This window comes from Amycolatopsis sp. FBCC-B4732 (genome assembly GCF_023008405.1).
Classification (GTDB): domain Bacteria; phylum Actinomycetota; class Actinomycetes; order Mycobacteriales; family Pseudonocardiaceae; genus Amycolatopsis; species Amycolatopsis pretoriensis_A.
In genome coordinates, this window is the sequence record NZ_CP095376.1 from 163,466 (window position 1) to 182,736 (window position 19,271).

Below are 19,271 nucleotides of genomic sequence, written 5' to 3' on the forward strand. Positions count from 1 at the left end.
ACCGCGGAGACCGACCACCATGGCCACAGCACCGGACAAGATCGTCGAAGCCCTGCGCGCGTCGCTCAAGGAGAGCGACCGGCTGCGGGAAGTCAACCGACGGCTCGAAGCGGCGGCGGGCGAACCGATCGCCGTCATCGGGATGAGCTGCCGCTACCCCGGCGGCGCCGGGTCCCCCGAAGCACTGTGGGACCTCGTCGCCCGCGGCGGCGACGCCGTCACCGGCTTCCCGGCCCGCCGCGGCTGGGACCTCGAAGGGCTCTACGACCCGGACCCGGACGAGCCGGGCAAGGTCTACACCCGCGAAGGCGGCTTCCTGCACGACGCCGACCACTTCGACCCGGCGTTCTTCGGCATCAGCCCGCGCGACGCCCTCGCCATCGACCCGCAGCAGCGGCTCCTGCTGGAGGTGTCGCACGAGGCGTTCGAGCGGGCCGGGCTGACCACGGACGCGGTGCGCGGCAGCCGCACCGGCGTGTTCGCCGGCGTGATGTACAACGACTACGCGGGCCGGATGTACCAGGTCCCGGAGGGCTTCGAGGGCTTGCTCGGCAACGGCAGCGCGGGCAGCGTCGCGTCCGGGCGGCTCGCCTACACCTTCGGGCTCGAAGGGCCGGCGGTCACCGTCGACACGGCGTGCTCGTCGTCGCTGGTCGCCGTCCACCTGGCCGCGCAGGCTCTGCGCCAGGGTGACTGCAGCCTCGCGCTCGCCGGGGGCGTTGCCGTGATGGCGACGCCGTCCGCGCTGATCGAGTTCAGCCGGCAGCGGGCGCTGGCCCCGGACGGCCGCTGCAAGGCGTTCGCGGCCGCCGCCGACGGCACCAGCTGGGCCGAGGGCGCCGGAGTCCTGCTCCTGGAACGGCTTTCCGACGCCGAGCGCCTCGGCCACCCGATCCTCGCGGTGGTGCGCGGCACCGCGGTGAACCAGGACGGCGCGTCCAACGGCATGACCGCGCCCAACGGTCTCGCGCAGCAGCGCGTGATCCGCGCGGCGCTGGCCAACGCGGGGCTGGCCGCGTCCGAAGTGGACGCCGTCGAAGCGCACGGCACCGGAACTTCCCTGGGTGACCCGATCGAAGCCGAGGCGCTGCTGGCGACGTACGGGCAGGACCGGGAGCGGCCGCTGTGGCTGGGGTCGCTGAAGTCCAACATCGGGCACACGCAGGCCGCCGCCGGGGTCGGCGGGATGATCAAGATGATCCAGGCGATGCGGCACGGCGTGCTGCCTCGCACGTTGCACGTCGACGCGCCTTCGCCGCACGTGGACTGGGCGTCCGGCGCGGTCGAGCTGCTCACCGAGCCGGTGGAATGGCCGGAGACCGACGTCCGGCGGGCGGGCGTCTCGTCGTTCGGCGTGAGCGGCACGAACGCCCACGTAATCCTCGAAGCCCGGCCGCGACCCGAGCCCGCCCCCGCCGTGGCGGATCCGGTGGTGCCGTGGGTCCTTTCGGCTCGCAGTGAGCCGGCGTTGCGTGACCAGGCCCGGAACCTGCTGTCACTTGTGGACGGTGACCCAGCCGCCGTCGGGGCCGCGCTCGTGCGGACGCGGCAGGTGTACGAGCACCGGGCCGTCGTCGCCGGGGATCTGCGGGCCGGGCTGACCGCGCTGGCCGAGCAGGGTGCCGGCGCCGAAGTCGCACGCGGGACACGGCGGGCCGTGTTCGTCTTCCCAGGACAGGGTTCGCAGTGGGCCGGGATGGGACAGGAACTCCTTGCGTCCTCACCGGTGTTCGCCGCGCGGCTGGCCGAATGTGCGGCGGCCCTGAAGCCCTTCGTGGACTGGGACCTGCTCGACGTCCTCGACGGCGACCTCCAGCGCGTGGACGTCGTGCAGCCCGCGCTCTGGGCCGTCATGGTGTCGCTCGCCGCAGTCTGGCGCTCCCACGGCGTCGAGCCCGCCGCCGTGATCGGGCACTCCCAAGGTGAGATCGCCGCCGCCGTCGTCGCGGGTGGACTGTCGCTTGAGGACGGTGCGCGCGTGGTCGCGCTGCGGAGCAAGGCGATCCTGCGGCTGTCCGGCCGCGGTGGCATGGTTTCGCTCACCGTTCCCGTGGCGCGCGCGGAAGAGCTGATCGCGCCGTGGGGCGAGCGGCTGTCGATCGCCGCCGTCAACGGGCCGTCCTCGGTCGTCGTCTCCGGCGACGCCGCCGCTCTCGACGAACTGCTGGCCCAGGACGTCCCGGCCAAGCGGATCGCCGTCGACTACGCGTCCCACTCCGCCCACGTCGAGGGCATCGAAGCCGAGCTCCTCGAAGCGCTGGCCCCGATCCGCCCGCGCACCGGTGACGTCCCGTTCCACTCCACCGTCACCGGCGACCTGCTCGACACCGCCGCGCTCGACGCCGCCTACTGGTACCGCAACCTGCGCCAGACCGTCCACTTCGACCGAACCGTGCGCGGCTTCGGCGGCAAGCCCGTGTTCGTCGAGTGCAGCCCGCACCCGGTGCTCGTCCCCGGCCTCGACGACGCGGCGGTCGGCACCCTCCGCCGCGGCGACGGTGGCCGCGCCCGGCTGCTCACGTCGCTCGGCACCGCTTTCGGCCACGGCGTCGCCGTCGACTGGGCCCGCGAGTTCGACGGCGTCGACGCGACCGGCGTCGAACTGCCGACCTACCCGTTCCAGCGGACGCCGTTCTGGCTCGACGCCCCGGCCGTCACCGGTGACCTCGCCGGGCTCGGCTCGGCCGGGCACCCGCTGCTCGGCGCGGTCGTCGCGCTCGCCGACGGCGACGGCTACCTGTTCACCGGCCGGCTTTCGCCGAAGTCGCACCCGTGGCTGGCCGACCACGTCGTCCGCGGTTCGGTCGTGCTGCCCGGCACGGCGATGCTCGAACTCGCCGCGCGCGCCGCGCAGGAGACCGGCACCCGGGTCGTCGAGGACCTCGTCCTGGAGACCCCGCTGGTGCTGCCCGAGCAGGGCGCCCTCGAGGTCCAGGTCTCGGTCGGCGCGCCCGACGGCACCGGACGCCGCCCGGTCGGCGTGTTCAGCCGGGACGGCGACGACGGCTGGACCCGGCACGCGAGCGGCGTGCTCGGCGGCCCCGAGCCGGCGGGCACGGACCTGCTGACCTGGCCTCCGACCGGCGCCGACGCTCTCGACGTCGACGGCCTCCACGACCGGTTCGCCGCCCAGGGCTTCGCCTACGGCCCGGCGTTCCGCGGGCTGCGCGCGGCCTGGCAGCTCGGCGAGGAGCTCTACGCCGAAGTCGCGCTCCCGGCGGACCTTGCCCCCGAGGCGGCCCGGTTCGGCCTGCACCCGGCGCTGCTCGACGCGGCCCTGCAAGCCGCGGCCCTCGGCGGCGGCGAGCGGGCCATGATGCCCTTCGCGTGGTCCGGCGCGGTCCTGCACGCCGGCGGCCCGGCCACCCTGCGCGTCCGCATCCGGCCGGCCGGCGACGACGCCGTGGCGCTCGACATCGCCGACGGCACCGGGGTCGCCGTGGCCACCGTGTCGTCGCTGGTCCTGCGGCCGCTCGCCGCGCAGCAGCTCGTCACCGACTCGCTGTTCCGCCCGGAGTGGACACCGGTCACGGTGCCGTCCGATGTGGACACCGACTTGACGCTGGTGCCCGTCGCCGGCGATCCGGCCGACGTCGGCGGGAGCGTCCGGCGCGTCCTGGCCGAGGCGCTCCAGGTGATCCAGGACCACCTGGACGGCGACGGCCGCCTGGTGCTCGTCACCCGGGGCGCGACCACCGGCGAAGACCCCGCGGCCGCCGCCGTCTGGGGCCTGGTCCGTTCGGTCCGCGCCGAGCACCCCGGCCGGTTCCTGCTCGCGGACACCGACAACGACGACCTCACCCCGCTCCTCGCCGTGCTCGCCGCGGGGGAGGAGCCCGAAGCCGTCCTGCGCGACGGCGTCGTGCTCGTGCCGCGGCTGGCCCGCGCCGAGCAGCCGGACGCCGAGGCCGCGCCCGCGTTCGACGTCAGCGGCACGGTGCTGATCACCGGCGGCACCGGCGCGCTCGGCTCGCTGCTGGCCCGGCACCTCGTCACCGAGTACGGCGCCCGCCACCTGCTGCTGACCAGCCGCACCGGTGCGCCCCACCCCGGTCTCGCCGACCTCGACGCGGACGTCCGTGTCGTCGGGTGCGACGTCGCCGACCGCGCGCAGCTCGCCGCGGTCCTCGAAGACGAGCAGGTCACCGCCGTCGTGCACGCCGCGGGTGCGCTCGCCGACGGCGTCGTCGAGTCGCTGACCACGGAGGACTTCGAGAAGGTGCTGCGGCCCAAGGTGGATGCCGCGCTGATCCTGGACGAACTCACCGACGCCCCGACGTTCGTGCTGTTCTCCTCCGCGACCGGCACGCTCGGCAGCGCCGGGCAGGCCGCCTACGCCGCCGCGAACGCGGTCCTCGACGCCCTCGCGCGGCGACGGCCGGGCGCGCAGTCGCTGGCCTGGGGCCTGTGGGCGCGCAGCGGCGGCATGACCGGCGCGATGACCGACCTCGACCGGCGGCGGATGACCCGCGCCGGCTTCCCGCCGCTGGCCGACGAGCAGGGCCTCGCGCTGTTCGACACCGCCCGCACGCTGGCCGACGCGGTGCTCGTCCCGGTGAAGCTGAACGTCGCCGCGCTGCGCGACCAGCCGGTGCCGCCGGTGCTGCGCAAGCTGGTCCCGGCCCGCGCGGCCGCGGTCGATCCCGGCCTGCGGTCGAGGCTGGCCGGGCTCGACGAAGCCGGGCGCGAGCGCCTGCTGACCGAGATCGTCCGCACGCAGGTCGCCGTGGTGCTCGGCCACGCCGACGTGTCCACTGTGGACGTCTCGATGGCGTTCCGGGACCTGGGGTTCGACTCGCTGACCGCGGTCGAGCTGCGCAACCGGCTCTCGGCCGCGACCGGGCTGCGGCTGCCCGCCGCGCTCGTGTTCGACCACCCGACGCCGGTCGCGCTCGCCGCGTTCCTGCGGACCGAACTCGGCGGGGCCTCGGCCACTCGCGAGACGGCGACCGTGGCCGCGTCGGACGAGCCGATCGCGATCGTCGGGATGAGCTGCCGGTTCCCGGGCGGGGTGACCTCGCCGGAAGACCTCTGGCGGCTGCTGGACGACGGCGTCGACGCCATCGGCGAGTTCCCGGCCGACCGCGGCTGGGACGTCGAAGGGCTCTACGACCCCGAGCCGAAGCCCGGCAAGACCTACGTCCGCGCGGGCGGGTTCCTCGACGGCGCCGCGGACTTCGACCCCGGCTTCTTCGGCATCTCGCCGCGGGAGGCCCTCGCCATGGACCCGCAGCACCGCCTGCTGCTGGAGGCGGCGTGGGAGGCGTTCGAGCGGGCCGGCCTCGACCCCGGCACGCTGCGCGGGAGCCGGACCGGCGTGTTCGCCGGGCTGATGTACCACGACTACGGCCCCCGCCTGTCCGACGGCCCGGACGACGTCGAGGGCTTCCTCGGCGTGGGCAACTCCGGCAGCGTCGCCTCGGGCCGGATCGCCTACACGTTCGGCCTCGAAGGCCCGGCGGTCACGGTCGACACGGCGTGCTCGTCGTCGCTGGTCGGCCTGCACCTGGCCGTCCAGTCGCTGCGCTCGGGCGAGTGCACGATGGCGCTGGCGGGCGGCGCGACGGTGATGGCCACCCCCGGCACGTTCGTCGAGTTCTCGCACCAGCGCGGCCTTTCGCGCGACGGGCGCTGCAAGGCGTTCTCGGCCGACGCGGACGGCGCCGGCTGGGCCGAAGGCGTCGGCATGCTCCTGGTGGAACGGCTTTCCGACGCGCGGCGGCTCGGGCACCCCGTGCTCGCCGTGGTCCGCGGGACCGCGACGAACTCCGACGGCGCGTCCAACGGCCTCACCGCGCCCAACGGCCCGTCGCAGCAGCGGGTGATCCGCGCCGCGCTGGCGAACGCCGGGCTGCGGCCGTCCGATGTGGACGTCGTCGAGGCGCACGGGACCGGGACGTCGCTGGGCGACCCGATCGAGGCGGACGCGCTGCTGGCGACCTACGGCCAGGACCGTGCGCACCCGTTGCTGCTCGGCTCGGTGAAGTCGAACATCGGGCACACGCAGGCCGCCGCCGGGGTCGCCGGCGTCGTCAAGATGGTGCTCGCGCTCGGTCACGACACCGTGCCGCGCACCCTGCACGCCGCGACGCCGACCCCGCACGTGGACTGGTCGTCCGGCGCGATCCGGCTGCTCTCGGCGCCCGAGCCGTGGCCGTCGACGGGCCGGCCGCGGCGGGCGGCGGTCTCGTCGTTCGGGATCAGCGGGACCAACGCGCACGTGATCCTCGAAGCGGCTCCCGCGGTGGAGCCGATCGCGGTCGAGCGGGTGGTGCCGCCGGTGGTGCCGTGGGTGTTCTCGGCCCGGAGCGCGGAAGCTCTGCAAGCTCAGGTGGGTTCGCTGAGCGGCGATCTGCTGGACGTCGGGTTCTCGCTGGTCACCACCCGGGCGCTGTTCGAGCACCGCGCGGTCGTCCTCGACGGCGACGCGGACCGAACGATCACCGGCGTGGCCCGGCCGGGGCGCCGGGTGGCGTTCGTCTTCCCCGGCCAGGGTTCGCAGTGGACCGGGATGGGCCGGGAGCTGCTCGGCTCGTCGCCGGTGTTCGCCGCACGGATGGCCGAATGCGCGGCGGCACTGGAACCCTTCGTGGATTGGAAGCTCCTCGAAGCGCTCGACGGTGACCTGGAGCGGGTCGACGTCGTGCAGCCGGTGCTGTGGGCCGTCATGGTGTCGCTGGCGGAGGTGTGGCGTTCGTACGGCGTCGAACCCGATGCCGTCGTCGGGCATTCGCAGGGTGAGATCGCGGCCGCGGTGGTCGCAGGTGGACTGTCCCTTGAGGACGGCGCGCGAGTGGTCGCGTTGCGGAGCAAGGCGATCCTGCGGTTGTCGGGGCTGGGCGGCATGGTGTCGCTGGCCGCGCCGGTCGAGCGGGTGCGGGAGCTGATCGCGCCGTGGGGTGCGCGGATTTCGGTGGCGGCGGTGAACGGCCCGTCGTCGGTCGTGGTCTCGGGTGAGGCCGCGGCGCTGGACGAGCTGCCGGCGTCGGTGGACGTCCGGGCGCGCCGGATCGCCGTCGACTACGCGTCCCACTCGGCGCAGGTCGAGTTGCTGGCCGACGAGCTGGCGTCGGTGCTGGCCGAGGTGACCCCCCGGTCGGCGCGGATCCCGTTCGTCTCCGCGGTGACGGGCGAGGTGCTCGACACGGCCGCGCTGGACGCCGGCTACTGGTACCGCAACCTGCGTGAACCGGTCCGGTTCGACCGGGCGATCGGAGGGTTGCTGGAGTCGGGGCACACCGCGTTCGTCGAGTGCAGCGCGCACCCGGTGCTGACGGCGGGTGTCGAGGAGACGGCCGACGCTGCGGGCCGCGAGGTCGTGGCGACGGGCACCCTGCGCCGTGCCGACGGCGGGCCCGGCCGGCTCACGCGGTCACTGGCGGAGGCGTTCGTGGCCGGCGTCCCGGTCGACTGGACGGTGGCGTTCCGCGGGACCGGCGCGGCCCGGGTCGAGCTGCCCACGTATCCGTTCCGGCACCGGCGGTTCTGGCCGAGCGACCCGGAACCGCGCACGGCGAACCCGGTCGACGACCGGTTCTGGGACGCGCTGGAGCGCGCGGACCTGGGCGCACTCGGCGTCGACGAGGAACAGCGTGCGGCCCTGGATTCGGTGCTGCCGGTCCTGTCGTCCTGGCGGCGGCGCAGCCAGGAAAAGTCCACTGTGGACGGCTGGCGCTACCGTGTCACCTGGCGGCCGCTGAAGCCCGCCGCGGCCCAGCTGAGCGGCCGCTGGCTGCTCGTGGTTCCCGAAGGCGGCACCGATTCACTCGAAACGTCGCTCGCCGCGCGCGGGGCGGAGGTCAGCCGGCTGACGGTGGACCCGGCCGCCGACCGCCCGGCGCTGGCCGCGCTGCTGGCCGGACACGAGGACGTCGACGGCGTCGTCTCGCTGCTCGCCGCCGCGCCCGGCCGGCACCCGGCGTACCCGGCCGTCCCGCTGGCGCACGCCGCCACCGTCACCCTCGTCCAGGCACTCGGGGACGCGGGTGTCGAAGCACCGCTCTGGGTGCTCACCCGGGGTGCGCTGAGCACCGGCCCGGCCGACCCCGTCGAAGATCCCGAGCAGGCCCTCGTCTGGGGCCTCGGCCCGGTCGTCGGCCAGGAGCACCCCGCGCGCTGGGGTGGCCTGATCGACCTGCCCGCCACGGGGGACGTCGCCGACCAGGTCGCCGCGGTGCTGGCGGCGCCGGGCGGCGAAGACCAGCTCGCGGTCCGGGCCTCCGGTGTGCTCGCCCGGCGGCTGGCGCACGCCACCGGCGGTGGCACCGCGAAGGCGTGGCGGCCCCGGGGAACCGTGCTCGTCACCGGCGGCACCGGGGCCCTCGGCGCGCACGTCGCCCGGTGGCTCGCCCGCGGCGGGGCCGAGCACGTCATCCTCACCGGACGCCGGGGTCTCGACGCGCCCGGCGCCCCCGAGCTGGTGGCCGAACTGGAAGAACGCTGCCGCGTCAGCGTGTCCACTGTGGACCTCGCCGACCGCGCGGCGCTCGCGGCGCTGCTGGACGGCGTCCCGCTGACCGCCGTCGTGCACACCGCCGCCGCGCTCGACGACGCGCTCCTCGAGCAGCTCACCCTCGAGCAGGTCGAGCACGTCCTGCGGGTCAAGGCCGAAGCGGCGGTCAACCTCCACGAGCTGACCCACGACCTCGACGCGTTCGTGCTGTTCTCCTCCTTCGGCGGCATGTTCGGCGCCGCGGGTCAGGGCAACTACGCCCCCGGCAACGCCTTCGTCGACGCCCTCGCGCGCCGGCGGCGGGCCGAAGGGCTGCCCGCGACCGCCGTCGTCTGGGGGCACTGGGCCGCGGGCGGCATGGCCACCGGCGCCGTCGAGGAGCGCATGCTCTCCCGCGGGGTCCCGGCGATGGACCCGGACCTGGCGATCGCGGCTCTGCAGCGCGTGCTCGACCACGACGAGACCAGCGCGGTCGTCGTCGACATCGACTGGGCCCGCGTCGTCGCCGTGTCCGGGACGCCGAGCCCGCTGTTTCGCGAGATCCCCGAGGTCCGGCGGCTCGTCGCCGAGGCCGCCCCGGAAGCGGCGACCGACTTCCTCGGGGTCGTCCGCGCGCAGGTCGCGGCCGTGCTCGGCTACGACTCCGGCGCCGACGTCGACGCCGACCGGGCGTTCCGCGACCTCGGTTTCGACTCGGTCACCGCCATCGAGCTGCGCAACCGCCTCCAGGCGGCCACCGGACGGCGGCTGCCCGCGACGCTCGTTTTCGACTACCCGAACCCCGAAGCGCTGGCCCGGCACCTCGGCGGCGAGCAGGAGACCGCCGCCTCCGTCACCACGGCGAGGACCGACGAGCCCATCGCGATCGTCGCCATGAGCTGCCGGTTCCCCGGGGGCGTCGGCTCGCCCGACGACCTGTGGCGGATGCTCGACGCGGGCGGCGAGGGCATCTCCGGGTTCCCCGCCGACCGCGGCTGGGACCTCGGCGGCCTCTTCGACCCGGACCCGGACGCCCCCGGCAAGACCTACGTCCGGGAAGGCGGTTTCCTCGACGGCGTCGCGGACTTCGACCCCGCGTTCTTCGGGATCAGCCCCCGCGAAGCCCTTGCGATGGACCCGCAGCAGCGGCTGCTCCTGGAGGCGTCGTGGGAGGCGTTCGAAAGCGCCGGCATCACCCCGGCCACCCTGCGCGGCAGCCGGACCGGCGTCTTCGTCGGAGCGAGCACGTCGTCCTACGGCGCCAACCTGGCCGAACCGCCGGAAGGCACCGAAGGGCACCTGCTCACCGGTACCTCGATGAGCGTCACCGCCGGCCGGCTCGCCTACACCTACGGCACCGAAGGCCCGGCCGTCACGCTCGACACGGCGTGCTCGTCGTCGCTGGTCGCGCTGCACATGGCCGGGCAGTCCCTGCGCAGCGGGGAAAGCGAGCTGGCGATCGCCGGCGGCGTGACCGTGATGGCGTCGCCGGCGCCGTTCGTGCTGTTCAGCCGTCAGCGCGGGCTCGCGAAGGACGGCCGCTGCAAGGCGTTCTCCGCCGACGCGGACGGGATGGGCATGGCCGAGGGCATCGGCATGGTCGTCCTGGAACGGCTTTCCGACGCCCAGCGCAACGGCCACCCGGTGCTCGCGGTCATCCGCGGTTCGGCGGTCAACTCCGACGGCGCGTCGAACGGCCTCACCGCGCCGAACGGCCCGTCGCAGCAACGGGTGATCCGGCAGGCGCTCAGTGTTGCCGGCCTGCAGCCGTCCGATGTGGACGCCGTCGAAGCGCACGGCACCGGTACGTCGCTGGGTGACCCGATCGAGGCGCAGGCCCTGCTGGCCACCTACGGCCAGGACCGTGCCGAGCCGTTGTGGCTGGGCAGCGTCAAGTCGAACATCGGGCACACGCAGGCCGCGTCCGGGGTCGCGGGCGTGATCAAGATGGTCATGGCCCTGCGCCACGGCGTCCTGCCGCGCACGCTGCACGCCGCCGAGCGCTCGACGCACATCGACTGGACGGCGGGCTCGGTCGAGCTGCTCACCGAGCCGCGGCCGTGGGAACCGGGCGACAAGCCGCGCCGCGCCGGGGTTTCCTCCTTCGGCGTCAGTGGTACCAACGCGCACCTGATCCTGGAGCAGGCGCCCGGAACGACGCCGGCCGAGCCCGTGACGCCGCCCGCGGTCCCGTGGGTGCTCTCGGCTCGCACCGCCGATGCGTTGCGGGAACAGGCCGCCAACCTGCTGTCGCGAGTGGACGCCGCGCACCCGGCCGACGTCGGGTTCTCGCTGGCGACCACGCGGTCCGAGTTCGCGCACCGGGCCGTCGTCGTCGGCCGGGACGCCGCCGAACTGCGGGACCGGCTGGGGAAGCTGGCCGGGCCCGGCGTCGCGGAAGGCGTGGCCGGGACACCCGGCAAGGTCGTGTTCGTCTTCCCCGGCCAGGGTTCGCAATGGACCGGCATGGCCGCCGAACTGCTGGACGCCTCCCCGGTGTTCGCCGCGCGGATGGCCGAGTGCGCGGCGGCGCTGACGTCCTATGTGGACTTCCCGGTGCTCGACGTCGTCCGGGCGGGCGAGCCGATCGAGCAGGTGGACGTCGTGCAGCCGGTGCTGTGGGCGATCCTCGTGTCGCTCGCCGCCGTCTGGGAGTCGCTCGGCGTCCGGCCCGACGCCGTGCTCGGGCACAGCCAGGGCGAGATCGCCGCGGCCGTGGTCGCCGGGGGACTGTCCCTCGAGGACGGTGCCCGGGTGGTCGCCCTGCGCAGCCAGGCCATCCGTGAGATCGCCGGCCGGGGCGGGATGGTCTCGGTCGCGCTCGGCGCCGACGCCGTGCGTGCCCGGCTGGCGGACTACGCGGACCTCTCGGTCGCGGCGGTGAACGGGCCCGGTGCGGTCGTGGTGTCCGGAGGTGCGGCCGAGCTGACCCGCTTCCACGACACCTGCGCCGCCGACGGGGTGCACGTCCGGCGGATCCCGGTGGACTACGCCTCGCACTCGGCCCACGTGTCCCGCATCGAGGACCGGCTGGCCGGGCTGCTGGCCCCGGTGCGCCCGGTGCCCGGCCGGGTACCGTTCTGCTCGACGGTGACCGGCGAGCCGGTCGACACCGCCACGCTCGACGCGTCCTACTGGTACCGCAACCTGCGTCAGACCGTGGAGTTCGAGCAGGCCACGCAAGCGCTGCTGGAGTCCGGGCACGGCGTGTTCGTCGAGTGCAGCCCGCACCCGGTGCTGACGATGGCGATCGGCGGGACGGCCGAACGCGCCGGACGCCCGGTCGTCACCGGTGGCACCCTCCGGCGGGACGCCGGCGGCGCCGACCGGGTCCTGCTGTCCGCCGGCGAGTTGTACGTCCAGGGGGTGCCGGTCGACTGGGCCGGCGTCTTCCCCGGGGCCGGGCGCGTCGAGCTGCCGGTGTACCCGTTCCAGCACCAGCGGTTCTGGCTGGACTTCCAGCTGCCCGCGGCGGCGAAGGCGGAAGACGCCGGATTCTGGTCCGCGGTGGACGCGGGCGACCCGGCCGGGCTGGCCGCGGTCCTCGGCGCCGACTCCGAAGCGGTGGCGTCGGTGCTGCCCGCGCTGGCGCGCTGGCGGGCCGACCGCGCCGAAGAGTCCGCTGTGGACTCGATGCGCTACACCGTCGAGTGGGAGCCGGCCGCCGAACCGGTCGCGGGCGAGCCGGGCCGCTGGCTGGTCGTCACCGCGGACGGCGGCGACCCGCTCCTCGCGGAATTCACCCGCCACGGCCACGAAGTCGTGGTCGCCGGGCCGGCCGGTGAACTCGCCGGCGAGTTCACCGGCGTCGTCTCGCTGCTCGCCGCCGACCGCTCCGAACTGCGGCCCGGCGTCACGGCGGGGCTCGTCGCGAACCTCGTGCTGTCCCAGAAGCTGACCGAGGCCGGGATCACCGCACCGCTGTGGTGCGTGACCCGCGGGGCCGTGCGCGTCACGACGGCGGACCTCCCGCCGGACCCGGTGCAGGCCCAGACCTGGGGCTTCGGGCGCGTGCTCGGCCTCGAACAGCCGCAGCGCTGGGGCGGTCTGGTCGACCTGCCCGCCGACGCGGACGACGCCGCTCTCGGGCGCTGCCTCGCCACCATCACCGGCGGCGGCCCGGAAGACCAGATCGCCGTCCGCGCCGACGGCGTCTTCGGCAGGCGGCTGGTCCGCGCGGTCAAGCCGGCCACCGCGCCCGCGCCGTGGCGGCCGCGCGGCACCGTCCTGGTCACCGGCGCGACCGGCGCGCTCGGCCCGGTGATCGCCCGCAAGCTCGCCGCGGACGGCGCCGAGCACCTGGTGCTCACCAGCCGCCGGGGCAGCGCGGCGACCGGGATGGCCGAGCTGGCCGCGGAACTCACCGAGGCCGGTGTCGGCGTGACCGTCGCGGCCTGCGACGTCGCCGACCGGGACGCGCTGGCGACGCTGGTCGAGAAGACCGAGGCCGACCACGGGCCGATCCGGTCGGTGGTGCACGCCGCCGCGCTGATCCGGCTCACCGCGCTGGCCGAGTCCACTGTGGACGAGTTCGCCGACGTCCTCGCGGCGAAGGTCGCCGGGGCCGCGCACCTCGACGAACTCTTCGCCGGCCGCGACCTCGACGCCTTCGTGCTCTTCTCCTCGATCGCCGGGGTGTGGGGCAGCGGGGACCACGGTGCGTACGCGGCGGGGTCGGCCTACCTCGACGCGCTCGCCGAGCGGCGGCGGGCGGACGGCGGCACGGCGACGTCGATCGCCTGGGGCGTGTGGGACGCCCGGCACGTGCTCGACGACGGCGTCGTGGTCGAGGACCTGATGGACCTCAACCCCGAGTGGCACGGCCTGTCCCCGATGGCGACGGCGGCCGGCATGCGCGGGATGCAGCGGGCGCTCGACCTCGGCGACACCTTCGTCGCGGTCGCCGACGTCGACTGGGCGCGGTTCACCGCCGCGTTCACCTCGGCGCGGCCGAGCCCGCTGCTCGGCGGGATCGAGGACGTCCGGCGCATCCTCGCCGCCGAAGCGGAGGCCGACGCCGCCGCTATCGGGACGATGGAAGCGTTTCGGGAGCGGCTGCTGGCAATGTCGGTCGTCGAGCGGCAACGGACCGTGCTGGAGCTGGTCCGGGGCATGGCGGCGACCGTGCTCGGGCACGATTCGCCGTCGGCGCTCGACCCGGCCCAAGCGTTCCAGGAGCTCGGGTTCGACTCGCTCACCGCGGTCGACCTGCGCAACCGGCTCGCGACGGCCACCGGGCTGCGGCTGCCCGCCACGCTCGTCTTCGACCACCCGAGCGCACAGGCCCTCGCCGCGCACGTCCTCGCCGAGCTCCTGCCCGGCGACGCGGGCGCGGGCCTGGCCGAGCTCGACCGGCTGGAGGCGGCGCTCTCCGGCGGTGTCGCCGACGGCCCGGCGCGCACGGAGCTGGCGCTGCGGCTGACGACGCTGCTGAGCCGGCTGACCACCGCCGAACCGGCGCCCGGGGACCGCGACCTCGGTGCGGCGACCGACGACGAGCTGTTCGACGTCCTCGACGGCCTGCGCACCCCCTGACCTTTCGCACCTAGGAGCACCACGATGGACACCCCCGAAGAGAAGCTGCGGGAGTACCTCCGCTGGGCCACCACCGACCTGCGCGACACCCGCAAGCGGCTGGCCGACCTCGAAGACCGGACGCACGAGCCGATCGCGATCGTCGGCACCGGCTGCCGGTACCCGGGTGGCGTCCGCTCGGCCGCCGATCTCTGGCGGCTGGTCCACGAGGGTGGCGACGCGGTCGGCGAGTTCCCCGCCGAGCGCGGCTGGGACGTCGAGGCGCTCTACGACCCCGACCCCGACAGCCAGGGCACGACGTACGCGCGCGGCGGCGGCTTCCACCGCGACGCGGGGAAGTTCGACGCGGGCTTCTTTTCGATCAGCCCGCGCGAGGCCCTCGCGATGGACCCGCAGCAGCGGTTGCTCCTGGAGATCGGCTGGGAGGCGTTCGAAAGCGCGGGCATCGACCCGGTGTCGGTGCGGGGCGAGCAGGCGGGTGTGTTCGTCGGCGGCGGGTTCTCCGACTACGGCGGCGCGATGCAGTCCGCGCCCGAAGGCGTCGAAGGCCACCTCGTCACCGGCAAGGCCGGCAGTGTCCTTTCCGGACGGATCGCCTACACCCTCGGCCTGGAGGGACCGGCCGTCACGGTCGACACGGCGTGTTCGTCGTCGCTGGTCGCGCTGCACCTGGCCGTGCAGGCGCTGCGGCGCGGCGAGTGCACGATGGCGCTGGCCGGCGGCGTGACGATCATGTCGACCCCGGCCGTGCTGATCGAGTTCAGCCGCCAGCGCGGGGTCGCCCCGGACGGGCGCTGCAAGGCGTTCGCGGCGGCGGCCGACGGCATGGGACTGGCCGAGGGCGCGGGCGTGGTGCTGCTGGAACGGCTTTCGGACGCGGTCGCGAAGGGCCGGACCGTGCTCGCGGTCCTCCGCGGCTCCGCGATCAACCAGGACGGCGCGTCCAACGGTCTCTCCGCCCCGAGCGGCCCCGCCCAGCGGCGCGTGATCCGCCGGGCCCTCGCGGACGCGCGGCTCACGCCGGCCGAGATCGACGTCGTCGAGGCGCACGGCACCGGCACCGAGCTGGGCGACCCGATCGAGGCGCAGGCGCTGCTGGCGACGTACGGCCAGTCCCGGTCGGGTGCGCCGTTGTGGCTGGGGAGCGTCAAGTCGAACATCGGGCACGCGCAGGCGGCGTCCGGGGTCGCGGGTGTCCTCAAGATGGTCGAGGCGCTGCGGCACGGGGAGTTGCCGAAGACGTTGCACGTCGACGAGCCGTCGCCGCACATCGACTGGGCGTCGGGTGAGGTTTCGCTGCTCACCGAGGCCCGGGAGTGGCCGGCGGCGGACCGGCCCCGGCGGGCGGCGGTGTCGTCGTTCGGGGTGAGCGGCACCAACGCCCACGTGATCCTGGAGGAGGCGCCGGAAGTTGCGGTGTCCTCGAGCCGTGGCGGGCCGGGGGTGGTGCCGTGGGTGCTGTCGGGCAAGACGCAGAGCGCGTTGCGGGCTCGGGCTGCGCAGCTCAGTGCGGTCGAGGGGGAGCCGGCGGACGTCGGGTTTTCGCTGGCCACCACGCGGACCGTGCTGGAGCACCGGGCCGTCGTCCTCGGGGACGGGGACGAGCTGCGGCGCGGGCTGGCCGCGCTGGCCGCCGGTGAGCCGGACCCGGCGGTCGTCGAGGGGACGCCGTCGGGTGGGGGCGGGGTCGTGTTCGTCTTCCCCGGTCAGGGCTCGCAGTGGGCCGGGATGGGGCAGGAGCTCTTGGCGGCCGAACCGGTGTTCGCGGCCCGGATGGCCGAGTGCGCCGCGGCCCTGGAGTCCCATGTGGACTGGAAGCTCTTCGACGTCCTCTCCGACGAAATCGCTTTGCAGCGCGTCGACGTCGTGCAGCCCGCGCTGTGGGCCGTGATGGTGTCGCTGGCCGCGGTGTGGCGGGCCCACGGTGTCGAACCGGCGGCCGTGATCGGGCACAGTCAAGGGGAGATCGCGGCGGCCTGCGTCGCCGGGGCACTGTCCCTTGAGGACGCCGCCATGGTCGTCGCGGTGCGCAGCCGTGAGCTGTTGCGCCTGGCAGGCGGGGGCGGGATGGTCTCGGTCGCGCAGCCGGTCGCTGCGGTGACCGACCGGATCGAGGGCACCGGGCTGGCCATCGCCGCCGCCAACGGGGCCGCGTCCGTGGTCGTGTCCGGCCCGGCCGACGCGCTCGAGAAGCTCCTGGCCGGGTGCGAGGCCGACGGCGTCCGCGCCCGGCGGATCCCGGTGGACTACGCCTCGCACTCCGAGCAGGTCGAAGCGATCGAAGAGCGGCTCCTCGAAGTCCTCGCGCCGGTGCGGCCGCGGGCGGGGGAGCTGCCGTTCTACTCGACCGTCACCGGCCGCCCGGCCGACCCGACCCAGCTCGACGCCGGCTACTGGTACTGCAACCTGCGCCAGACCGTCGAGTTCGAGCAGGCCACGCGCAAGCTGCTCGCCGACGGCCACGGCGTGTTCGTCGAGTGCAGCCCGCACCCGGTGCTGGCCACGGCCGTGCAGGAGACGGCGGAGGACGCGGGCCGCGAGATCGTGGCGGTCGGCTCGCTCCGTCGTGACGACGGCGGCCGGTCGCGCCTGCTGCGCTCGATGGCCGAGGCCTTCGTGCGCGGGGTGCGCGCGGACTGGGCCACGGCGTTCGAGGGCGCGAACACCGTCCCGCTGCCCACCTACCCGTTCGAAGGCGAGCACTACTGGCTCCCGGCCACGGCGGCCGCGGCGGACCTCGGCTCGGCGGGACTGGCCTCCGCCGGGCACCCGCTCCTCGGGGCGGCGGCCGAGCTGCCCGGCGACGGCGGATTCCTTTTCACCGGAAGGCTTTCGCTGCGCTCCCACCCGTGGCTGGCCGAGCACGCCGTGCACGGCACGGTCCTGCTCGTGGGCACGGCGTTCGTCGAACTCGCCCGGCACGCCGCGGCCGAAGCCGGGTGCGCCGAGGTGGAGGAGCTGGCCTTGGAAGCACCGCTCGTGCTGCCGCCCGAGGGTGCGGTGCTGATCCGGCTCACCGTCGGTGCGGCCGGCGACGACGGCCGCCGATCCTTGACGCTGCACTCGCGGCCGGAGGACGACCTGCTCGGTGAGTGGACGCGGCACGCCGCCGGGTTCGCCGCGCCGGGCGGTGCCGTCCCGGCGGCCGGGCTCGCGCTGTGGCCACCGGCGGACGCCGAACCGGTGCCGCTCGACGACGTCTACGGGCGCGCGGCCGACCGCGGGTTCGCGTACGGGCCGGTGTTCCAGGGCCTGCGGGCCGTCTGGCGGCGTGGCGACGAGGTCTTCGCCGAAGTGGCGCTGCCGCGCGAGCACCACGCCGAGGCCGCGCGGTTCGGCGTGCACCCGGCATTGCTCGACGCCGCCCTGCACGCCGTCGCGCTCGGCTCGTTGAACACCGAAGGCACCGGGCGGCTGCCGTTTTCGTGGGCCGGGGTCCGGCTGTACGCGGCGGGCGCGACGGCGTTGCGCGTGCGCCTCACGCCGTCCGGCACGGAGACGCTGACCGTCGAGGTCGCCGACGAAGCCGGGGCGCCGGTCGCGGTGATCGACGCGCTCACCTCGCGCCCCGTCGTGCCCGGTCAGGTGCGGGCGGCCCGACGCTCCGGCCCGCTGTTCCGCGTCGACTGGGTGCCCGGCGGTCCCGGTGCCCGGGTGGACGCCGAGTTCGTCCCGGTTCCGCGGGGCGACGTCCGGGAAGTGCTGGGTTCGGTGCTGGCCCGCATCCAGTCCGATTTGGACGGTGACCGGCGATTGGTGTTCGTCACCTCCGGGGGGACCACCGACGATCCGGCCGCCGCGGCCGTCTGGGGACTGGTGCGTTCGGCGCAGGCCGAGCACCCGGACCGGTTCGTCCTGCTCGACCTGGAGCACCCGGGCGACCCGGTGCCCGCCGAGCTGCCCGCGGACGAGAACCAGCTGTCGGTCCGAAGTGGACAGATCTACGTGCCGCGCCTGGCGCCGGTCGCCGCCGAACCGGCCGAGCCGCCGTCGTTCGACGGCAGCGTGCTGATCACCGGCGGCACCGGGACGCTCGGCCGACTGGTCGCCCGGCACCTCGCGCGGAACGGGACGAAACGGCTGGTGCTGGTGAGCCGGGGCGGGTACGCCGCCCCCGGCGCCGCCGATGTCGTCTCCGGCCTGACCGCGCTGGGTGCCGAGGTGACCGTCGTCTCGTGCGACGTCGCCGATCGGGCCCGGCTCGCGGAGGTCCTCGACGACGTGCCCGACCTCGCCGCCGTGGTGCACACGGCGGGTACGCTGGACGACGGCGTCGCCGAAACCCTGACACCGGAACGGATCGACGCCGTGCTGCGGGCCAAAGCAGACGCCGCGTGGCACCTCCACGAGCTGGCTCCCGCCGCGCACCTGGTGCTGTTCTCGTCGGCCGCGGGCACGTTCGGTACGCCGGGGCAGGGCAACTACGCCGCCGCCAACGCTTACCTCGACGCGCTGGCCCGGCACCGGCGGGCGCTGGGCCTGCCCGGGCAGTCGCTCGCCTGGGGCCTGTGGGCGGACACCAGCGAACTGACCGGCACGCTCGGCTCGGCCGGACTGGACCGGTTGCGCCGCACCGGGTCCCGGGCCTTCACCGCCGAGGACGGACTCGCGGCGTTCGACCTGGCGCTGGCGTCCGGCGAGCCGGTGGTGGTGCCGGTGCAGCTCGACCTGCGCGTACGCGGCGACCAGGGCGTGCCGCCGTTGCTGCGGGGGCTGGTCCGCGCGCCGCTGCGGCGGACCGCGGCCGTCGACACTTCGCTGCGCAGTCAGCTGGCCGGGCTCGCGCCGGAGGAACGGGACCGGGTGCTGCTCACGCTCGTACGGGCGCAGGCGGCCGCGGTCCTCGGGCACGCCGGGCCGGGCGCGGTCGAGCCGGGCCGCGGGTTCCTCGACCTCGGATTCGACTCGCTCACCGCGGTCGAGCTGCGCAATCGCCTGCAGGCCGCGACGGGCGCGCGGCTGCCCGCGACGCTCGTGTTCGACCACCCGACGGCGACGGCGCTGGCCCGGTTCCTCGCCGCGCGGCTCGGCACGGACACCGCTCCGGCGCTCGCGCCCGCGCTCGCCGAACTCGGCCGCCTCGAGACCGTGCTGGCGCCGTTCACCGGCGAGGCCCGCGAGGCGCTCACGGTGCGGCTCAAGGAACTGCTCTCCCGCTGGAGCACCGAACCCGAAGCCGGCCCGGCCGCCGACATCGACGCGGCCACGGACGACGAGCTGTTCGGCGTCCTCGACGAGCTGCGCACCCCCTGACCCCCGCCCGCCGGGGCACACCTTCCTGGAGCCATCGGATGTCGAACGAACA

General features: G+C 75.1%; 2 protein-coding genes. Both read left to right on the plus strand.

Going from position 1 to position 19,271, the window contains the following annotated elements; all coding sequences use genetic code 11:
• Window positions 1–19: 19 nt before the first annotated feature.
• Window positions 20–13,966, plus strand: a complete 13,947-nt coding sequence (locus MUY14_RS00560; protein ID WP_247019674.1) for a type I polyketide synthase — start codon at window positions 20–22, stop codon at window positions 13,964–13,966.
• Window positions 13,967–14,011: 45 nt separating this feature from the next.
• Window positions 14,012–19,219, plus strand: a complete 5,208-nt coding sequence (locus tag MUY14_RS00565) for a type I polyketide synthase (protein ID WP_396126888.1) — start codon at window positions 14,012–14,014, stop codon at window positions 19,217–19,219.
• Window positions 19,220–19,271 lie beyond the last annotated feature (52 nt).

Excerpts from the sequence above, each read along its gene's own strand:
- MUY14_RS00560 (WP_247019674.1), top strand. The coding sequence starts at position 20 with ATGGCCACAGCACCGGACAAGATCGTCGAAGCCCTGCGCGCGTCGCTC.